15 protein-coding genes, 1 pseudogene and 1 riboswitch are annotated in these 20397 nt (G+C 35.9%); of the genes and pseudogenes, 4 read left to right on the forward strand and 12 right to left on the reverse strand.

The annotated features are described in order from the left end of the window. Nucleotides 1-209 precede the first annotated feature (209 nt). Nucleotides 210-701 (forward strand): DUF3231 family protein, encoded by a 492-nt coding sequence (locus MY533_RS12380; protein ID WP_248716194.1) that lies wholly within the window; start codon nt 210-212, stop codon nt 699-701. 43 nt (nt 702-744) lie between these two features. On the opposite strand, the gene MY533_RS12385 is transcribed toward MY533_RS12380, so the two are convergent. After that, on the reverse strand, nt 745-3351 hold the full coding sequence (locus MY533_RS12385; protein WP_132361042.1) for a cation-translocating P-type ATPase: 2607 nt from the start codon (nt 3349-3351) through the stop codon (nt 745-747). 296 nt (nt 3352-3647) lie between these two features. Here MY533_RS12385 and MY533_RS12390 point away from each other — a divergent pair, with 296 nt between their 5' ends. Then, the gene (locus MY533_RS12390) at nt 3648-3983 is read left to right on the forward strand and encodes a hypothetical protein (protein ID WP_248716195.1); all 336 of its coding nucleotides are present in this window, start codon (nt 3648-3650) and stop codon (nt 3981-3983) included. Nucleotides 3984-4244: 261 nt separating this feature from the next. Here MY533_RS12390 and MY533_RS12395 read toward each other — a convergent pair whose 3' ends face one another. From MY533_RS12395 to dacB, 9 genes and pseudogenes are all read right to left on the reverse strand, one after another. Then, nucleotides 4245-5198: an alpha/beta hydrolase gene (locus MY533_RS12395; RefSeq protein ID WP_248716196.1), complete on the reverse strand. Its 954-nt coding sequence runs from the start codon at nt 5196-5198 to the stop codon at nt 4245-4247. A 421-nt stretch (nt 5199-5619) separates the two neighbouring features. Further along, nucleotides 5620-5901 carry a hypothetical protein gene (locus tag MY533_RS12400; RefSeq protein ID WP_248716197.1) on the reverse strand — a complete coding sequence of 94 codons (282 nt, stop codon included), beginning with the start codon at nt 5899-5901 and terminating at the stop codon, nt 5620-5622. A gap of 389 nt (nt 5902-6290) precedes the next feature. Further along, a complete protein-coding gene (locus tag MY533_RS12405) occupies nt 6291-7478 on the reverse strand; it encodes an MFS transporter (RefSeq protein WP_132361046.1) in 1188 nt (395 codons plus the stop codon). Nucleotides 7479-7741: 263 nt separating this feature from the next. After that, a riboswitch (purine riboswitch) is annotated at nt 7742-7841 on the reverse strand. A 536-nt stretch (nt 7842-8377) separates the two neighbouring features. Next, nucleotides 8378-9044: pseudogene (locus MY533_RS12410) on the reverse strand (transposase); the annotation flags it as partial. A gap of 456 nt (nt 9045-9500) precedes the next feature. Further along, on the reverse strand, nt 9501-10058 hold the full coding sequence (gene lepB / locus MY533_RS12415) for a signal peptidase I (protein WP_132361048.1): 558 nt from the start codon (nt 10056-10058) through the stop codon (nt 9501-9503). 365 nt (nt 10059-10423) lie between these two features. Then, nucleotides 10424-10552 (reverse strand): hypothetical protein, encoded by a 129-nt coding sequence (locus tag MY533_RS22145; RefSeq protein WP_256469411.1) that lies wholly within the window; start codon nt 10550-10552, stop codon nt 10424-10426. Nucleotides 10553-10998: 446 nt separating this feature from the next. Beyond that, nucleotides 10999-11934, reverse strand: coding sequence for an LCP family glycopolymer transferase (locus tag MY533_RS12420; protein ID WP_248716198.1), 936 nt, complete (start codon nt 11932-11934; stop codon nt 10999-11001). Between the two features lie 360 nt (nt 11935-12294). Then, nucleotides 12295-13134, reverse strand: a complete 840-nt coding sequence (locus tag MY533_RS12425) for an MBL fold metallo-hydrolase (RefSeq protein WP_248716199.1) — start codon at nt 13132-13134, stop codon at nt 12295-12297. 245 nt (nt 13135-13379) lie between these two features. Beyond that, a complete protein-coding gene (gene dacB, locus MY533_RS12430) occupies nt 13380-14813 on the reverse strand; it encodes a D-alanyl-D-alanine carboxypeptidase/D-alanyl-D-alanine endopeptidase (RefSeq protein ID WP_248716200.1) in 1434 nt (477 codons plus the stop codon). Nucleotides 14814-14981: 168 nt separating this feature from the next. On the opposite strand from dacB, the gene MY533_RS12435 reads away from it, so the two are divergent. Beyond that, entirely contained in the window at nt 14982-15353 is a 372-nt protein-coding gene (locus MY533_RS12435) for a hypothetical protein (RefSeq protein WP_248716201.1), read from the forward strand. A gap of 53 nt (nt 15354-15406) precedes the next feature. On the opposite strand, the gene MY533_RS12440 is transcribed toward MY533_RS12435, so the two are convergent. Next, nucleotides 15407-17140 (reverse strand): ABC transporter ATP-binding protein, encoded by a 1734-nt coding sequence (locus MY533_RS12440; protein ID WP_248716202.1) that lies wholly within the window; start codon nt 17138-17140, stop codon nt 15407-15409. Further along, nucleotides 17137-18879: an ABC transporter ATP-binding protein gene (locus MY533_RS12445; RefSeq protein ID WP_248716203.1), complete on the reverse strand. Its 1743-nt coding sequence runs from the start codon at nt 18877-18879 to the stop codon at nt 17137-17139. The genes MY533_RS12440 and MY533_RS12445 overlap by 4 nt, the downstream gene beginning before the upstream one ends. Before the next feature lie 536 nt (nt 18880-19415). Between MY533_RS12445 and MY533_RS12450 the strand changes: the two genes are divergently transcribed. Further along, entirely contained in the window at nt 19416-19841 is a 426-nt protein-coding gene (locus tag MY533_RS12450; protein WP_248716204.1) for a VOC family protein, read from the forward strand. Nucleotides 19842-20397: the final 556 nt, after the last annotated feature.

The raw sequence follows: 20397 nt of genomic DNA on the forward strand, positions 1-20397 counted from the left end.
TCGATCAGTTTTCTCTTGGGTTTAAGCAGCGTGTCCTTTGCTAAACGTTTTCGCATGAACTACACAGTGTCACAGATGAGCCCCTGGAGCACAAGCGAAGCGACTCATAGCGATTAACCCTTTTATTGTAAAAAGTGATTAGAATTTCATTTATTAACACATCCTAATCTCAAGTAAATGAACGAGAACATGAGTTAGGAAGTGTAACTATGGAATTGGTAAATGAAAATCTAGCATCGCTACGCTATAGGGAAATTTTTAAAATATGGACACAGATCGGCGTTAATAATGGCTATATAGCTTCAAATCATGCATTTTTCAAGCATGCCATTGATAAAAAATTAAAGGTTATTATCGTGGATTTTGTGCAATGTTTAAAAGAGGAAAATAAACATCTAACAGTGTTATTAAAGGAAAACGGGGTACTTGCTCCTACTACTTCAATCGACTACAGACAATTGAAAATGGGCAATATCCGAGGAAAAAAAGCCATTAATGATACAGAAATTAGTGCCATTTTATCGATGAATATAGCTTCTTCACTTATTTCAGTTAGCCAGGCTTTAGAAATATCCGTTAAGAAGAAGCATACTGCAAAATATGGAGAACTTCATATGAGGTATGCCATACTTGGTGCAAAGCTAGTGCGACTCAGTAATGACAAAGGCTGGCTTCTAGCTCCTACTAAGACTGTAATGTAAGAAGCTCTCATTTGACAACGAGAGCTTCTGTGTTTTTACCTTGTTATCGACTTCTCACGAACAACAGCTTGTACCACTGGTTCACAAGGAACGGTAGCACAGACAAACTATAAATAAAGCCTAATTGTGCGGTGCTTAATGTGGCAACCTCAAACACACTTGTAAGCATTGGAATAAACAATACTGCGTGTAAGCTTAAAAAACCGATAAAGAATGCAAGCCAAGTATATTTATTAGAAAATAGTCCAATGGCGAAGATCGATTCTTTAGCTCTGGAGTTGAAGCCATGCACTAATCGTGACAAACATAATGTCGTAAATGCCATAGTGCTCGCCGTTAAAGTATCTCCCGTTGACAATCCGATTTCAAAGGCAATAGTTGTAGAAATGGCAATTAGTAATCCTTCGAGTACCACTTGAGTAGTAAATGCTTTGTTTAATAACGGTGTATGAATATTTCGGGGCTTGTCCTTCATTGTTTTTTTATTATTCGGCTCTAGACCGATTGCAATCGCCGGTAAACTATCTGTTAGTAAGTTAATAAATAATAGATGCACAGCCGCAAAAGGAACTGGCAAACCTAATATTGTTGCATATAAAACAACAAAAATGGCACCTGCATTCCCAGATAATAAGAACAAAATAGCGTTTTTAATATTCGTATAGATACTCCTACCGTTTGCAATAGCCTTAACAATCGTTGAAAAATTATCATCTGTTAGTATCATAGAAGAGGCATCCTTAGCAACCTCTGTACCGGTAACGCCCATTGCCACACCAATGTCGGCCTGTTTTAGAGCCGGGCCATCATTAACACCATCTCCTGTCATGGCGACGACATGTCCTTTTTCCTGCCACGCTTTAACGATACGAATTTTTTGAGCTGGTGTTACTCGGGCATAAACAGAAAAATCATTAACCTTTTCTTGAAGCTGCTGATCTGTTAGGCCTTCTATTTCATGCCCTTCAATCGCTTCAGAGGGATCATTTAAAATCCCGATTTGATTGGCAATAGCGGTTGCTGTAATTTTATGATCCCCTGTAATCATCACCGGTTTGATACCAGCCTTTATACACTTTTCAACTGCACCTTTAGATTCTTGTCTTGGCGGATCCATCATCGCGACTAAACCAACAAATATTAAGTCTTTTTCAGCTCTTGCATCAATTGCTTGATTTTCCTTTACCTCTTTGTAGGCGACTGCTAGCACCCTTAACCCATTCATAGAAAAATCACGATTTACCGCTTCGATTTTTTGACGTTGTTGATTTGTAATAGTAACTATACCTTTTGAAGTTTTTATTTTTATAATTTTAGGGAGAAGGACGTCTAATGCTCCTTTTGTAATCATGATAGATTGCTGATTGATAGTATTTACAGTACTCATGAGCTTTCTATCTGAATCAAAAGGTATTTCGGTCACCCTTGGATAATGATCTCTTATCTGGATTTCGTCAAAACCATATTGCTTTCCTAGTTTTACGAGTGCAATTTCAGTAGGATCACCGAATTCCTTATCGTCCCTTCCTACAGCATCATTACATAATATTGCCTTTAACATAAGATCTTTCTCAACTGCATTTCCAGTGTGTAGCTGATCATGTGGAATAACTTTTTCATCCACATATACCTCTTGTACAACCATTTTATTTTCAGTTAATGTCCCTGTTTTATCTGAACAAATGACAGATACACTTCCAAGACTTTCCACAGCATAAAGCTTTCGAATAATGGCATTTTCCTTTGCCATTTTTTGTGTCCCAAAAGCTAGCACAATGGTAACAATGGAGCTTAATGCTTCTGGAATTGCTGCGACGGCAAGTGAAACAGCAAACATAAACGATTCTACTAGCGCACGCCCTCTAACAAGGTCAATCACGAAAATCGCTAAACAGATTAACGTAATCCCTAAAGCTAATTTTTCTCCGAAATGATCCAAACTTACTTGTAAAGGTGTTTTCTTTTCTTTTGCAGTATCGAGTAAATTTGCAATTTTGCCGATTTCCGTTTGCATCCCAATAGCTGTAACCATGACAATACCTCGACCTGTTGTCACAAAACTTCCAGAATACACCATATTCCTTTTATCAGCAACTGTTACATTGCCTTCCTTAATAGGATCGATACTTTTCGCTACAGCGATTGATTCACCTGTCAGCGAGCTTTCATTGATATGCAAATTATGACTTTCTAATAATCTTCCATCAGCATTTATATAATCGCCGGCCTCCAAATATAGAAGATCCCCAACGACTATATCTTCTGAAGAAATCTCTATGAGTTGATTATTTCGCATTACTTTGGCAATCGGAGAGGTTAAGGCTTTTAAATTATCCAAAGACTGTTCTGCCTTAATATGCTGTACAGTTCCTAGGATCGCGTTCAATATAACGACAACCATAATCACAATCGTGCTTCCTACTTCCCCTAATAGAAATGAAACGAAAGCAGCGATGATTAAAATAATGACTAATAAATCTTTAAACTGCCCAAAGAAAACGGCGAATGCACTTGTTTTTTTTCCTTCCTTCAATACATTATAGCCGTACACTTCTTGCCTCTTTTGAACGTCATAATCACTCAATCCTTGATCTGTCACGTTCAAATTTTTCATAACTTCAGCTGATGATTGTTGATGATAGTCTGACATTCGATTCCCCCTCCAATTGAAATTATTAAGTAACTCACAACAGCGTCCTATCCCGAATTCCTTCTCACTGACTGGATTCAGGAGAAAATACTGTTATTAGTTAATACGTTAGATTCCCAACAGTAGACCCCTTTGAATTATCTATCTTAGGCAGAGAGAAACTTATATATCCTAAAAATAGTGTTGAATCATCAGACTCTCTATCTACTCGAGCCCCTAAAATACTTTAACTACAACAATCTATTCCTTGTCCTATTCCAGTATGATAATAATCGATATAGAAATTAAATATTTATTTGATAGGTAAACATATAAAACGGATTCTTTATTATATTTATGTAAATTTCATCAATTTTCGAGCAGCAGTACTCGTACTACAAAGATCTTTATTACATCAAAAGTTGAAGGGCAAAGAACAAACAAAAATCGCTGATAAAAGAGTTAGTATCGCTGATAAAACCTCGATCATCGCTGATAAAAGAGCTAGTATCGCTGATAAAACCTCGATCATCGCTGATAAAAGAGCTAGTATCGCTGATAAAACCTCGATCATCGCTGATAAAAGAGCTAGTATCGCTGATAAAGCCTCGAACAAAAGCACTCGAGAGATTAAAGTGACCTCGAGGATATAATGTCTTAGCTTAGAGAAAACTCTGCCCTTGATTATCCACAACTTAAAACTCTACAATTTCCTTATCGAGTAGGAGGTGCCTTGCACTTGGCTAACACTACTTCTATCTTTGTAGCTGACTGGTACCCTTTAGATTACGTTCATGCTAGGCGCATATAAAAAAAACAGCTTGCGATTACAAACTGTTTTCTCTAGATATTATTAATATAATTTTTTTAGAAGATGAGTTTGATTAAAACAATTGAAGAAACCTGAATACATTTTAATCGAGTTGTTCTAAGAATTTTTGAATTTCATGTGCCATAGGTTCAGCTTTTTCATGATGAATGTAGTGCTTAGTGTTTTCATAAACTACTTGCTTCGTATTTGTAGATAACCCCAATAATTCTGTTTGTGTTTGTAACCAATTTTTATAGCCATTATTTGTTGCACTAAACAAAAGTAATGGAATATCTCCTATGGTCCTATTTTGTAATATTATTTCTCCATTAGAGCTCATCTCTTGTATTTCGTTCTCCATTGTAGAATTGTTCATATTTTTTATGGCCATGAATTTTTTTATATCTTGTAAGTCCTTTGGTAAATTATCAATATCAATGAAAACCTTATCTAGGACTCCTGTTTTAGATATTGCATTAATTAGTCCTATTTCACCGATACTCTTTATCGTATTCCAACTAATTTTTTTAGTAAATGTATATTTAAAGTTCTTTGCGTATGTTGGACTAATGCCATCAATAAAAACAAGTGCTTTTATTTCTTGCGGGTAACGCTGTGCATAACGTATTGTTTCTAAGGACCCCATAGAATGGGCCACTAGCACATAAGGAGGAGCCTCATTTACTCTTTGAAGCGTTTCCCGTAATTCATCTACCATTGTATCAATATTGCGATCGTCAGCTGTTTTATCGCTCCAGCCATAGCCAGGACGTTCATATAAAATGATTTCATATTGGTCCTTTAATCTACTATATAGAGGATAGAAATCAGCATAAGGAGAAGTCGTTCCACTGCCAGGTAGCAATATGATTCTGAAATTACTTTTTGATGATTCATCCGTTTTATAAACATGAATATTATGTTGATTGATTTCTACCATCTCTCCAGGTATTGGGTAATTACTCATGTTATTCATCTCCATTTTATACGTAATCCTTGTTACAAGCAGCAGTATTGCGAGGATGAACAAAATAATAAAAATGTGTTTTTTTCGCACAATCTAACACCTCCTTAGTTGCATTACGCCCGTACCTGATTGGCTATCCCCAATTGGTTCATCAGCTAATAATAACTTTGGCGAATTAATCAGCACTCTAGCAATAACTACGCTGTATTAATTCAGTTAAAAGGAAATTTAAATTTTAAACAATTAGTTCTTAAGGGACATCATTTGATGAATTACATAGGGGAAAACACTTCAAGAAATGTAGAGCATGGGGTGTTCATAATGATTAACTATTTTTACTTAAAAAAGCTAAGATAAGTCTATCACTTTTATTAGTTAGTAAAATTATTTATGTATCAAAATATACAAAGGGCATTCAAAATAGGCCCTTTGTATATTTCTGGATTGTCAAATTAACGATAGTTCTAACTCCTCTTTAAATTATGGACAATCCCAATTAACCTTATATCATTTAGCTTTTTTTATTCGAAATTAATAAATAATCGAGTGCACTCATTCTAGTAAGCTTATGAGTAAATTTTATAGCATCTGCTTGAGAGTCGAACAGAAAGTTTTCGAGTTCGACTGTTGGTATATATTGATTAGCGATTTTTCGTTTCAATTTTCGTACAGATAAAGTATGTGAATCCTCTTCATATAAAATAATAGCACCCACATTTCGGTAAAGCGTCTGGTCAATCGTTGCGAACACTTTCACATTTGATTCTTTAAATTCCGTTAAATCTATCTGCATGTATTTACCAACCTCCTCTAAACTTACATTCTATCTCTCTATATAATTGTCCTTCTTTTACAGTAGTATTTTCTGGATATTTAAACCAAAAAATTTACTCTAAAAGTTCGTTACCATAACGTGGTTGATTTCCGTTTTGACTGGGCGCTTTCCCGGGGCGTCCACAACATGATGTTGGTCACGAAGGCGTTATCACAGGACGTGATAGTTTTAGCCTTTGTTCCTCTTTATTCTGACCCCAAGGATTATCGCCAAGCCTCCACTCCAATCAACTTTTCACATGATATACGTTTTCGCAGAATGCTTTATGATAGGCCAAATTCCAGCCATTACTATAATGTGATTTCTGTTACGACTGAGCGCTTTCCCGGGGCGTTCGATGAGCCACTCTAATTGTTGTGGGCCGATTTCAGCCCTAGCTCAGCCTCATGTGAAACTGGCGCTCTTTTTAGAGAGAAAATAGCACAGCCTAGCGCACATAAAACTAAAATGACACCGAAGCTAGATAAATGCATAGCAGATCCTGTAACAGTAAACATAGCCCCACCAACAGCTGAACCTATGGATATACCGATTTGTAATGCAGCCGTATTTAAACTTTGTTGAATATCAGATGTTTTTGGATCAGTCTGTATTAAATAATTTTGTAATGGCGGTGTAAGAGCCCAGCTAAGTGCACCCCATAAAATTGTTACGACTAAAAAGAGTGGTAACGCAACAATCGTGTAAGGAATACTAAATAATACAACGGCGAAGGTAGATACAATCAATAGAATGGCTTTACCAGTACCCATTTTGTCGCCTAGCCAACCACCGAGAGCATTCCCACTGACAGACGCTATTCCGAAGATTAGATAACAGATACTAATCCATGAGGCACTCATATCAAATGCTTCTACTAAAAATGGAGTTAAATATGCGTAAAGCATATAATGACCAGCCAGCATAAATAGTGTTGTTAATTGTGCACTTAAGATTTTTAAATTCGCTAATGATTTAATTTGAGCCTTTAATGGAACAACTTCTACAACAGGCATTTTTTCAAGCAGTAACGCAATAAGAATCATGGATACAGTTGAAAGAAGCGCAATTCCTAAAAACACAGCTCGCCATCCAAATGCTTCAGCTACAAATATCCCCATTGGGACACCGATGACAAGTGCCGAACTGACACCTACGAAAACAAGCCCTAAAGCTTTTGCACGATGTTTTGGTTCAACAATTTTTGTTGTAATCGTTAAGGATAAAACGATGACCAATGCGGTACTCATCGCCGTGAAAATTCTAGCAATCATGACGATCGAGAATGTCGTACTAAAATACGTCATCAGATTACCTAAAGTAAAAATAAATAAAGAAATAAGATAAAGGCGCTTCCTTTCCACTTTTGCGGTTAATGATAAAAGGACAGGAGCAGATATTGCATAGACAAGAGCAAATATGGTAATTAATTGTCCCGCAGTTGCTAAGGACACATTTAAATCCTCTGCAATTGTTGGTAATATACCACCTACAATTAATTCCACCAATCCTACTGCAAAGGTAGTAACGGCAAGAATATATACTCTCCAATTCATAATAATCACCCTTCTGTTACACTTTCATTTTTGTAGAGAGGTATCAATTATGCCTCGGCATAATTGCGTCCGGAATCGGCATTGTGCATGCACAATGCCGATTCTGTGACATCCGCCGGAGGCATTAACTTCTTTCAGCGGATGTTTTTTGTACCGAAAGCGTAGCGAGATGTTTGGACACCGCTGAAAAGTGACTTAAAACCGCATTCATCTCACCACTTACTTTTGCTGAAAGAAGTTAAAAGAAAAAAATCCTGACTACAAAAATAAAGCAAAATTTTTGTAGTCAGGATTTTATGGTTCCTGGTAGAGACCCTCAATCCATATCATTGAGGTTATACAGATCAAATATTTACGTTAGCTATATTAGCATATTGAATTTTGCATGACAACATTTATTTCATAAAATTGGTTTACTATACCTTTCAATCATTGAAATACAAACGCTTACCGAATAAAAAATCATATCAAAAGAGAGAAATTTTAGATTTTACTTATATTTTTTTAAGTTTGACCATACATACTAATATAACAGAACATTGCGAGGTGATTGTTTGCGTATAGTAGGTTTAGTATGCTATTTTTTATTGTTGTTTTATGGTGTAGAACCAGTAACAGAAGAGCTCTCAATCGATAAACAAGCAATCATTTCTCCTAGTCTCAGCAAACAGCAAATCCCCATAAGAGAAACAGTTGAAAATTCAAAAGTTTGTGTCTATTACCCCACTTATAAAATTTGTAAAGAGTTATCAGCCAACTAAAAAAGTGGAAAAAGAGGCAACACAAGCGGAGGGCACTGAAAAACTTACGTTTTCATAAAAGCGAACCTTTCTCAGATAAAAATAAGGCACTTCTTGTTCAATTTTGAACAGGAAGTGCCTTATTTCTGTCTCTATTCTTTATTTATTTTCGTTTAGTAGCTTTAATATCCGTTTCAAATTGACAGCGAATATCGTTGTAGCACCTTGAATTTCCATGCCAAATAGACCCGCAGTCGCTATTCTTCGCTTCTACTTTGTAGCGATTTGCGGCTAATTGCTTAAATGCTTCCGGATTTTGAAATGCCTCTTGTTCGGCATGTGTATCCGACTTAATTGTGACAGAATATGTTTTACTTTTTGCACCTTCTTTATAACAACCCTCTCTCATTGGACATACTTTGCATTTTTCAATGTCAAAATAATAGGTCTGACTTTGACTCTTACTCGTTCCTTTTTTACCCGTACGTGCTTTTCTTGTCGCGAGATGACCGGCCTTACAAACAAACATTCCAGCGTCTTTATTAAACTCAAACTTGTCTTCTTCTTTTCGTGGTCCTTGTGTAAGAATAGGATTCAACTTTGCCACAAGCGCGATTTTCTCTTCTTTTGTATATTCGATATTTGCCTTTTCAGAGTAAGCTGCGTCTCCAATAACCGTATTAATTTTCATACCTGCTTTTGTGCTTTTTTCAATTAACTCTTGAAGATATTTTCCATCGCTTTTTTCACCTGTTGTAATGACAGCTGCTGTAATAATTCGTTCATCACTCAACGCGATATGTGTCTTATACCCGAAGAAAGAAGATGTACTTAAACATACAAATTGGAGGAATGGCATTTCGTCCATTGTCTAAACAATATTTTGTTTTTAACTCCTCTAAAATGATGAAAAATCAACAAGTTCATTGATTTGAAATCATCGGGGGCACCACCTGCACATTAGTTCTTTTATTATAAAGGAAAGCGTGACTAAAATAATAGTGTGATACATTGCGTTGTTTGGAGAAGCATCGCTCGACTCCTGCGGGAAAGCGAGACAGACGAGACCCCGCACGAAGCGAAGCGTAGGAGGAGGCTCGGCGCTCGCCCGCGGAAAGCGAGCGGAATGCTTCGGAAAACAACAGTAGAGTCACAGTGCCAAATGAAAAAAGCGAGGTATTCAACGATTAAATCGTTGAATACCTCGCGATGTGAGAAGATATAGACTTTTTCAGTGCCCTCCACAAGCGCTGCCTCTTTTTTCACTAAAAATCCCAATTATTTATTTTGGACCAATATGGAAACGACTAAACGGATATATGGTTAATTTAGCTTCACCATAGATGGCATCTTTAGAAATTAAGCCATAGTGGCGGCTATCAGAACTTTTCAAACGGTTGTCCCCCAGTACAAAATACATACCCTCAGGAACCTTTTTTTCATTTAATAATTGCTCTAATGTGAAATTCTCTGTAATACGTAATTGATTAGGATCATCTGTTTGACGATTCACATAATCTTCTTTATAAGCTTTGCCATTTACATACAAAACATCGTCTTTCATTTCAACTGTATCACCTGGCAGGCCAATCACTCGTTTAATATAGAGTTCATCTTCTGTTGGTGATTGAAAAACAATTTGATCAAAGCGTTCAATTTTGCTCATTTTACTTACCATAATAATATCTTTATCATGATAAGTTGGGTACATAGAAGCCCCTTGCACTTTAATCGGTGCAAATAAGAATTGCTTACAGCCTAAAACAACTATAGCTGTAATCACAATAATTTTAAGATAAGATAGTAATTCTTTTTTGAAACTTGATTTCTCTTCTTGCATGCTCATTCCCCGATACTGTTTTATTTATAGTATAACATTTTTTACAGTATTTTGACGAATTAATCACATAAATTGTTCCAAGTTCACCAAAATGACTCATCAGCAAAACATGAGGTTGATGTTCTGTTCCAGCTAGAGGCCTTTCAGGGACATCGGGAGATCTATTTCTCTTCAGCTCCAGGGTCTCATCTATGACGCTTAGGTCAAATAGAAAACTGATTCAGGCAACCTAAAATCTAGGTCCCCAAAAAACCAATTCGGTCGGTCCTAAACTAGCCTCCTACGTTTTAACAAATACCTTCCCTAAATTGATTATGAACCACAAAAATAGACAAAGTTACTTTATAACTTTGCCTAGGTGTATCCTATTCTTTTGTTTTTCGAGTATGAATGGTTACTTTGTGTAGTAGAGTGATGCTGCTATTAATTAAGTCGACTGCTAAACCAATACCTGCACGTACTGCAACTACTAATAAAATTGTGCCTATAATCAACACAATCACTCCCTCAACCATTTCTAATAAAATTATACAGCAATTTTCTGATTTTTCAAACACCAAGTTCAAACACTTATGCCGCGGCATAATACACCCGAAATCAGCTCTGTGCTTTAGCCTACATGTGGGCATACACGATGTCGTTCCTCATTTTTAGCGTGTTTGACCCTGCTGAAAAAAATAAAAAAACCATTCAACTAGGCATGCACCCTACCTGAATGATTTTTTTATTTTTCACATAAAAATTTTTAAACACAATAGTTGTAAATGTCGCATGGCTGAACTGACTCGACTTTTTTGAACCTTACGCTTAGGCACATAGCTTTGCATGCAATTATTTAGAGCTGTATACCTAAGCACCTGGGTCCTTCCATTCATTGGTCTCCCTCCCTTCATTGTCAATAGATTTACAGCTATCATACTCAAATTGTCACACCTAAGTTTTATTGCAAACTGGCTTTTAATTCCGATTTTATTTTTTCTAGCTCTGTCTCTTCAGGCATAAAATACCATATATTATCAATTCTTTTACCATTTCCCTCTTTAAATGATAACTGATCAATTTTACCATCCATTTTTTTATAAATACTTTGTAACTGGATTAAGTCCTTCATCGTAAAATTCATACGGACATTGTCTCCTACTACATCAAGCATATCTGTAGCCTTTAATAAAATAGAAGATGTCGAAGAGGCTTTTTTCAGAACTGCTTCAATAATTTGACGTTGTCGAATTTGACGACCAAAATCACCACGGGGATCTTCATAACGAATACGTGAAAAAATCAGTGCCTTATCACCATCTAAAGTGATCTCACCCTTCGGATAATGGTAGGAGTTATAAGTTAAATCCATGTCGTTATCAATTGTTACCCCACCAATCGTGTCGATAATTTGCAGGAAGCCTTCCATATTAATAAACACATAATAATTAATTGGTATATCTAAAAAGTTCTCCACCGTTTTCATCGCCATTGGAACGCCTCCAAATGCATAGGCATGGTTAATTTTATCGACGGAATTATGTCCAATAATTTCTGTACGAGTATCTCGAGGTATACTGAGCATCTTCATCGTATGCTTTTCAGGATTCACGGTAATGACTATCATCGTGTCAGAACGACCGCTATCATTTTTACGTTCATCTACTCCGAGCATTAACACAGAAAACGGATCTTTTTTCGTAACTATTTTTTGTTCTTTATTTTCATCACCTGTCGTTTCAAGTAATGGTGTATTTATTTTATTCATCGTTTTTTGAATTGTATAATAAGCAGTACCTATAAAAATTAAAAAAATTGTTAATAAACTACCTACTATCCATAGCCAAATTTTCTTCTTGCTCTTTTTTTCCTTAGAGCGTTTCATATTTTTTTCCATACATAAGTCCTCTCTTGCAAAAAAATTTACCCCTCTTTTTGACGTTTTAAGTTGGAAAAAAGTTAATATAGTCTAATTATATGCATATTGGACGAAAAAAAGACGTACACTAGTATTTACTAAATGTACGACATCCTAATCTTTTTATTTATAAATACCCCCTCATTTATTTAGTGTCAGCTAACTTTATGACAAAAAACTTTATTTGATTCCACTATGGTTTATTTTTTTATCCGTAATTCAACTAATGAAACAGCTTAGTTTAAGAGTGTTGAAACAATCGGGGCAGATTGTTTATCAAGGAATAAATACTATCCAGCTGGCCCATAGGATATTTACTTTAATTGTCCAAAATTGAACTTATAGATATGAAAGTTGTAATCCTACTCCAACTTCTTCTAAATAAGCAACTGTCGAAAGAGCTATTTTAGCGTGAAAATCTGTACAATGGCAAGCATGAAGCTTAGTAGGTTTAAGCTCTTTAATATAATGAACTGTATTATCTAACTGCTCTTTCGTCGGATGTAAGAGATGAAATCCGCCAATAATATCAACTACTCTCTCTTCCTGACATACCTCTTTGGCATATTCGATAATGTTACATATTCCAGCATGTGCACATCCAACGATAATAACTAACCCTTCTGAAGATTTATAAACGATCGCTGTGTCATCCAAAACGAAGTCATTAACACGCACTTGATCTGTCACAACTTGCCCTATAGAATCTTTTCCTTCAAAATCAAATATTCTTTTAATTTCCCCTAGAAATACTAGTCGATCTGTTAGCCATAATGGTTCTTTCGTTAATCGGATCGGAAAGTGTCTACTTAACTTTTCATGAGATAAGATACTCCCTATCTCTCCTACAGGGTCAAATAGTTTAGTGTTAAAAACCAATGGGTGGCCAATAATCTTAGGCGAATTGTATAGTATTTCTTCATTTTTTGCTTCCATATGTAGTCTAATTAAATGCGTCAGTCCCCATGTATGATCCACATGCCCATGCGACAAAACAACATAATCTAGATTTCTTACATCAATTCTCATTTTCTCTGCATTCTTTATAAAGACATCAGAATATCCGGTATCAAAAAGGATACGTTTATCATCTTCTTCAATAAAAAAAGAAAGCCCAGGTTCCCCTAAAAAATAGCGATCAATTAAAGTATTATTATCTACTAAAATAGTTAATTTCATATAACCCCACCTTTTTTTGTTAATTATAACAAAAAAGAGTGAGGTGTGATTTATGGTTAATCTTTTTCTAGAACAATGCAAATCATAAATATTGAACTACTTATTTTAAGCATTCCAACTTAGCTTTAATCATAAATAAAAGCTGAACTAATACAAAAATTAGTTCAGCTTAAAAATAGCTTTTTGTTTATAGCTTTTTTCATCATTACAAAAGCGAATTAGCAAGCTCATTTAAGCCATTAAGCTTACATTTCATTTGCAATCTGTTTAACAATTTCATCAATAGTTGGGATGGCTGAAGTTTTATTCGCCTGTGTCAAAATACTAAAGATATACCACTTACCACTTTTTCCTTTTACATAACCACTCAAAGAATATGTTCCAGAAATATAGCCTGTTTTAGCAGATACACTATAGCCCTTCATACGATTCTCTAAAGTCGCACCAACAAGGCTGCCCTTTTTTCCTGCATGCGGTAATGCATCTAAATATGAGTTATACCAGGATTTACATCGAACTTTATATAATAATAGACTTTCTTGCATACTATTAACTCGATTTTGATGACTTAAACCTGAACCGTCTACAAAATACCATTGATCCATAGTAAGCCCGTTATTACTACCATATGTACGAATTGCTTGGATGCCAGCCGACCAGCTTCCTTCCCCGAGTAACTCTCGTCCAAGTTGTTTTGTCAACATATCACCCATGCCATTAATGCTTAACTTTAAATATTTAAAGTTAATCTCAGTTAATGGCTTTGAATACGAAATACCTACTTGCTGTGCATTTTCAGGTACCTTCCCAGTTTCAAGAGGCATTGTTTGGATACCTTTTGCTACTAATTTTTCCCGAAATACATCGAGTGTATAGAGGGTTGGATTAAAGACAGTTACATATGTACTTTTCTGTGAACCTGCTGGTAAGTTACCCGTTACAATAATTTGATCTGTACCATATTCTCTTGTAATTTTCACAGTACTTTTCTCGCCCTTTTTAACAATTTTCGTTTTGTTAACGACCGGGATAGTACTTGCAAACGGAACGAGCTGAACATTAGCTGTAGTGCCAACCTTTGAGCCTGTCACTTTCACCTGCACATTTGCTATATCATATTGATCATTTGGCGAAATCGTTAATGCTGAAATACGTGAAGCATAAGGTTGATTCTCCTCTTGAGGTACAATACCCTTCGGTAAGCGATCTGCATCAAACCAAGTATCATCCCCTATTAAAGAACCCGTAACTTTAGAGATACCCATTTTTTTCAGACCATTGGCGAATGACTCTAAATGACTAGGTAGAAGCGTTGGATCTCCCCCGCCCTGTAAATAAATATTACCGTAAAGTACACCATTTTCAATTGATCCATCGATATACGTCTTCGTCGCAAAGCGATAATCTGGTCCTAATAAATCCAATGCAGCGGCACTAACTAAAAGCTTATGCGTAGAGGCAGGACGTATCATTTTTTCACCATTATTATTGTAGAGCACATTACCTGTTTCTATATCTCGTACAGTAATGCTGTACTCGTTGTTCTTCCAACTCTTCGCTATAATACTATTCACTTTTGTTGTCATCATTTGCTCACTAGCACCTGCCTTCTCAACAAAGATGATGGTCGAGTAACAGACCAATAAAATCATTATTAAAAAATTAATCTTCTTTTTCATAGACCCTCCAATTGGCAAATTTCTACTTTTCATGCTTTTATTCTACGGAAAAAATTAGCATTATACAATAAAACACTTTTTTATTTTACAAAATGTCATCTTTTTAATTCGACAGGAATAAACTGTAATAGCTAGCTAAATCATTTCGGGAAAGGAGTTGTTTATTAAATGGGTGCTAAATGGATAAAGATTTCAGTTTTATATTTAGTGATTGTTATGGCCTTTGGACTGTTTATGCATTATACAAATCAACTCGACTGGAAGACGACACATGCACATATTGGTGTTGTAGGTTGGCTAACAACTGGTTTAATCGGCATAATTTATTCTGTATATAAAGATGCCGCTGAGACAGGTTTAGCCAAAGCACAATTTTGGTTTTACAATATCGGATTACCGTTCCTTTTAGTCGGTATGATGATGGTTTATATAGATGTACCAAACTGGTTATTTGAACTCTTTGTATCTGGTGGCAGTATCGCAGTGGCAATTTCAGTGCTATTCTTTGTTGTCAATGTCTTTAAAAATGTAAAACCTTAAATAGAAAGCCCCACTTTATTTTTCATAGAGTGGGGCTTCATGTATTCCATAAATTATTGCAATGAATTCGCCTGCATTTGATACATTTTTTCGTAAATGCCGCCCTGCGCTAATAATTCATCATGTGTACCACGCTCAACAATCTTGCCTCGATCTAAGACAAGAATACGATCCGCATTTTTAATAGTAGAAAGTCGGTGAGCGATAATGAATGTTGTACGTCCTTTTTTTAGCACATCCATCGCATGCTGAATAATCTCCTCTGTTTCCGTATCTATATTAGAAGTAGCCTCATCTAAAATTAAAATAGCCGGGTCAAAGGCAAGCGCACGCGCAAAGGAAATTAACTGACGCTGTCCAGATGACAGTGTGCTCCCCTTCTCAATAACAGGCTCATCATAGCCATTAGGCAAGTTCGCTAAAACACGCTCACCACCAACAGCTTTTAATGACGTTTCTATTTTTTCACGTGAAATTTTAGGATTATTCAGGCTAACGTTCGAAGCAATAGTGCCTGTAAATAAATATGGATCCTGTAGAACAATGCCCATATGTTCACGCATTGTTTGGCGAGGAACCGAAGTGATATCAATTCCATCAATCGTAATTTTCCCTTTAGAAGGGTCATAGAAACGGAACAATAAGTTCATAATAGAACTTTTCCCAGATCCTGTATGACCTACTAAGGCAATGGTTTCACCTTGGTGTGCTTCAAATGACAGGTTTTTCAATACGTATTCATCATTTTTATAAGCAAAGGAAACATCTTCGAACACCACATTCCCTTTATATCTAGGTAAACTTTTTTCAGATACTGGTTCCCCGTTAATATCTAACACCTCAAAGACACGCTTTCCTGCAACAAGTGAGCGTTCAAGCTGAGAAAATTGATTGACAATATTCGTTATCGGATTAAATAATCGCGTTAAATAATCAACAAAGGCATATAATGTCCCCGCAGAAATAACTTCCGTTGCTGTAAATGACTGTGTACCAAAGTAAAAAATAAAGATTGTAAACATAAGAAGTCTTAATGTATTAACAAGGTTGAAGGAAGTTGCAGAATCGAGGAAAAGCAGCTTGCGCTCATATGCATAATGCTCATTATTCATGTCATCAAATTCCTTCGTCATTTGCTGCTCACGACGGAATGCTTGAATAATCGTCATCCCTTGAATAGACTCATTAATCATTGCGTTAATATCGGCAATTTTCGTTCTAATAACATCATTATATTTCGAAGCAACTTTACGGTATAAAATCATCCATAAATAAACGACTGGTACCATAGCCAGTGCTAGGAATGCCATTTTCCAATTTAAAATGAAGAGTGCGATATAAACACCCACAATAGAAATTAAACTTGTAACGAAGTTTGAAAGTACTTGAACGTATAAATTACGAACAGCCTCCGTATCATTCGTGACACGGGCAACAATTTTCCCTGCTGGTAAATTATCGAAGTACTGAATTGGCAATGTTTGAATATGCCCAAATACATCTTTACGTAATTTTTGTACAACACGGTTAGCACCCATTTGTAAATAGATATACATAAAATAGCGTAAAACAGCTGTAGCTATTGCTAAAAGTAAATAGACAACTAATAACCAAGTAATTGGTTTAAATTCAATACGGCCAATTGTCATATAATTATCAATAATATGCTTCGCAATAAACGGCCCAACAAGCTCCGTAAAAACGGCGATTGTCAAGAAAAATAATCCAAGTAGTATCGGTTTTTTAAAATACATGGCATAGCGTGTTAAACGTTGACTCGTACTCATGAGGCACCTCCTTCTAGCTGCTGACGGTCAAATTGCTCTTTATACCATCCTTGTAGTGAAAGAAGTTGCTCATGTGTTCCCTGCTCTACAATTTGACCTTCATCTAGCACGATGATTAAATCGGCGTGCTGAATTCCTGATAAACGATGTGTTGTAATAATGGTCGTTTTGTCTTGACGTTCTCGCTGTATATTCTCAATAATTTTTGCCTCTGTTTTGGCGTCTACAGCAGAAAGCGAGTCATCAAGCATTAAAATTTCAGGGTCTTTAATAAGAGCACGCGCAATGGAAACACGTTGCTTTTGACCACCTGACAGAGATACACCCTTTTCACCAACAAGGGTCTCTAAGCCCATTGGTAAACTTTCTAAATCCCTTTCAAAGTATGCTGCACGAACCGCCTGCTGCAATTCAGACTGTGTAGCATCCTCTTTCCCAAATAAAATATTTTCACGAATAGTACGTGAGAATAGAACATGATCCTGTGGAACATAACCAATCCAGTCGAGTAACTGCTCCTTCGTTTGTGCGGTAATATCGACTCCATCAATCGATAGCTGTCCTTCACCGATTGGATACTCGCGTAATAATTGTCGTAGGAAGGTCGTTTTACCCGCTCCTGTTTTACCTACAATGCCAAGTGTTTGCCCCTTTTTCAACGACAGCGAAATTTGCTGAAGATTTTTCACCTGGCTCATTGGATATTGGAATGTTAAATCATCAAAGCCAATCGCATTTGGTGTTGAAATCATTTGAGGATTTGCAATATTTTGAACATCCATCTCGTAGTTTAACGTTTCCTGTACACGATCAAGTGAAGCGTTACCTTGCTGCATCACATTGATAAGTTCCCCAATTGCAAATATTGGCCAAACTGCTAGCCCCAAGTAAACATTAAACGTTACAAGCTGCCCAACTGTCATAGCCTCAGTCGCTACTAAATGAGCACCGTAGCCAAGCGCTATAACATAACTAATCCCAGTACCGACCTTTGTAATCGGTCCAAACAAGGCGTTAATTTTTGCAGTATGCATATTTTTTTCATACACAATCTCGCTCATCTCTGCAAAATTTGTTTCATCCTTTTTTTCTTGTACGTATGCCCGTACAACTCTCACTCCTGCCACCGACTCTAGAACACTATCATTCAGCTCTCCAAAAACATCCTGCGCCTTCATATAGCGTTCATGCACAATCTTCCCTAAATATTGAATAAGGATAGCCATGATTGGTACTGGCAGCATTGCAAAAAAAGTAAGTTTCCACGAAATCATAAAACCCATGGCGAAAATAATAAAGCCCATGTAAATTGTGGAATCAATCAATGTCATAATCCCGAATCCAGCAGTTAGCGACACAGCGTTTAAATCATTCGTCGCACGGGCCATTAAATCCCCAGTACGATTTTTTTCATAAAAAGTTGGTGTCATACGCAAAAAATGCTGCATAAGGTTGCGGCGTAAAATTTTCTCTAAGTTAATAGCCCCTTCAAATAATCTGAATTGCCACACAAAATTAAGGGCATAACCCCCAACAATGATACACAGGAAAATCAAAATATACTTCGTTAAAAGAGCTGGTGTCATTTCACCAGCAGTCAATATATCAATAATTGACCCTAGTAAATATGGTGGAACAACTTCTAAGCCACTCGCAATCATTAATAGCGTAACGGCTATTGTATATTGCTTCCAGTATTTCTTGAAAAACCAGCTTAATTTACTTAAAACATCAAACATACGTTATAACCTTCTTTCTCAAGTGCTGTTAAAACTTTGCTACCCACTCTCCATAAATTTCTTGATGAAAATCATTTTTTGTCCTTTGTTTCGCATACACATGCACTCCTTTTTTATGATCACTACAACCCTTTTTTGCAACAAAAAAGACACATACCCCCAAAAAAAGAGCATGTGTCTCTTCATAAAAGGCAAGGAGTTACCATGCCATTTATTTGCAACGCAAAATAAAAATGTTAGAAGACATGGACAATGTATGCAGTTGTACTTTGATATGATACTGGTAAAATTAACATCGTCATGCCCTCCTTTACTTTAGATTGTTATAGTGTTATTGAAGATTATCATACTTTAGAAATATTTGTCAACTAACTCACTGGTATTTTTTCTGTTTTTTAGAAAAAAATTAACGCTTTAAAGCGATGAATTGCTAAAATCCTAAAATGTAACATAAAAATCTATAACTTTTTGTCTTGACTTTAACGCTGCGTAAACCTTTATGGTTAGTTTGTATGAACCTAAAGGAGGAAATAGACATGAATGAATTTTATCAAATGCCCTTATTTGTAAAGCTAAAAGTAAAAGATATTGAAAAGTCAAAAGAATGGTATGGAAATGTACTAAATTTCAATTCAGTATTTGATTTTCCAGATGCTAACGGAACAACTTCAATGACCCATTTAAGAGGCGCAAAGTACCAAGATTTGATGTTATTACAGGATGAAGAAGTCAACACTTGTGACTCAGTCATTATTAATTTATTTTCTAGTGATATTCATAGTATTTATCAAGCTGCACTGGAAAATGACACAAATATCATTCAAAAACCGACAGTTCAACCATGGAATGCAAAAGAATTAACTTTAGAAGATCCAGATGGATATGTTTTTACAATAACGGAAATTGTCGATTCCAATAAAGACTTTGATACTGTCATTGACAATGTTAAAGGACAATTATAGTAATAAAAAATTATGACATGTTTGCAACAGCAAAAACACGTTACCTGTTACACTACTTATGTTAAGTAGCTGGCAGAGTATTAAAAAGAATCAAGTTCAAAAAAACGGTAAGTAGTATCCTTAATTTTTCACAAAATACGATTACAAAATTTTCAATTCTGGAAGACCCTAAACGAACAAATCTAGTTCGAGAGGGGCTTCCAGCAATTGATCGTTAGATTTCCGCCTAACTTTTTAATTTATCACCTAACTTTAATTTATCGCCCATCCTCCCCCAAAAAATTAAAGAATAGTAAACACGGAGACTGTCCCCTGCTTTCCATTAAGGGTGTAAAAAATGCCATTCCTCTTCGCTCATGCCAACATCCATCGGTGCAAGTTGAATATAAGAGACACGAGCGTCAAACTTAAACATCAATTATTGTTTTGAACTTTACAGTGTGCTTTTGAAGGCACCAGCTCTATTGTAATAATTATTTTTGTATTATTGTGTTTTCCATCGACGGAGATTTCAATTGAACGATGTAATCGTATTTGAAACTATAATTTTGCTATG

This window comes from Lysinibacillus sp. Ag94 (genome assembly GCF_023242215.1).
Classification (GTDB): domain Bacteria; phylum Bacillota; class Bacilli; order Bacillales_A; family Planococcaceae; genus Lysinibacillus.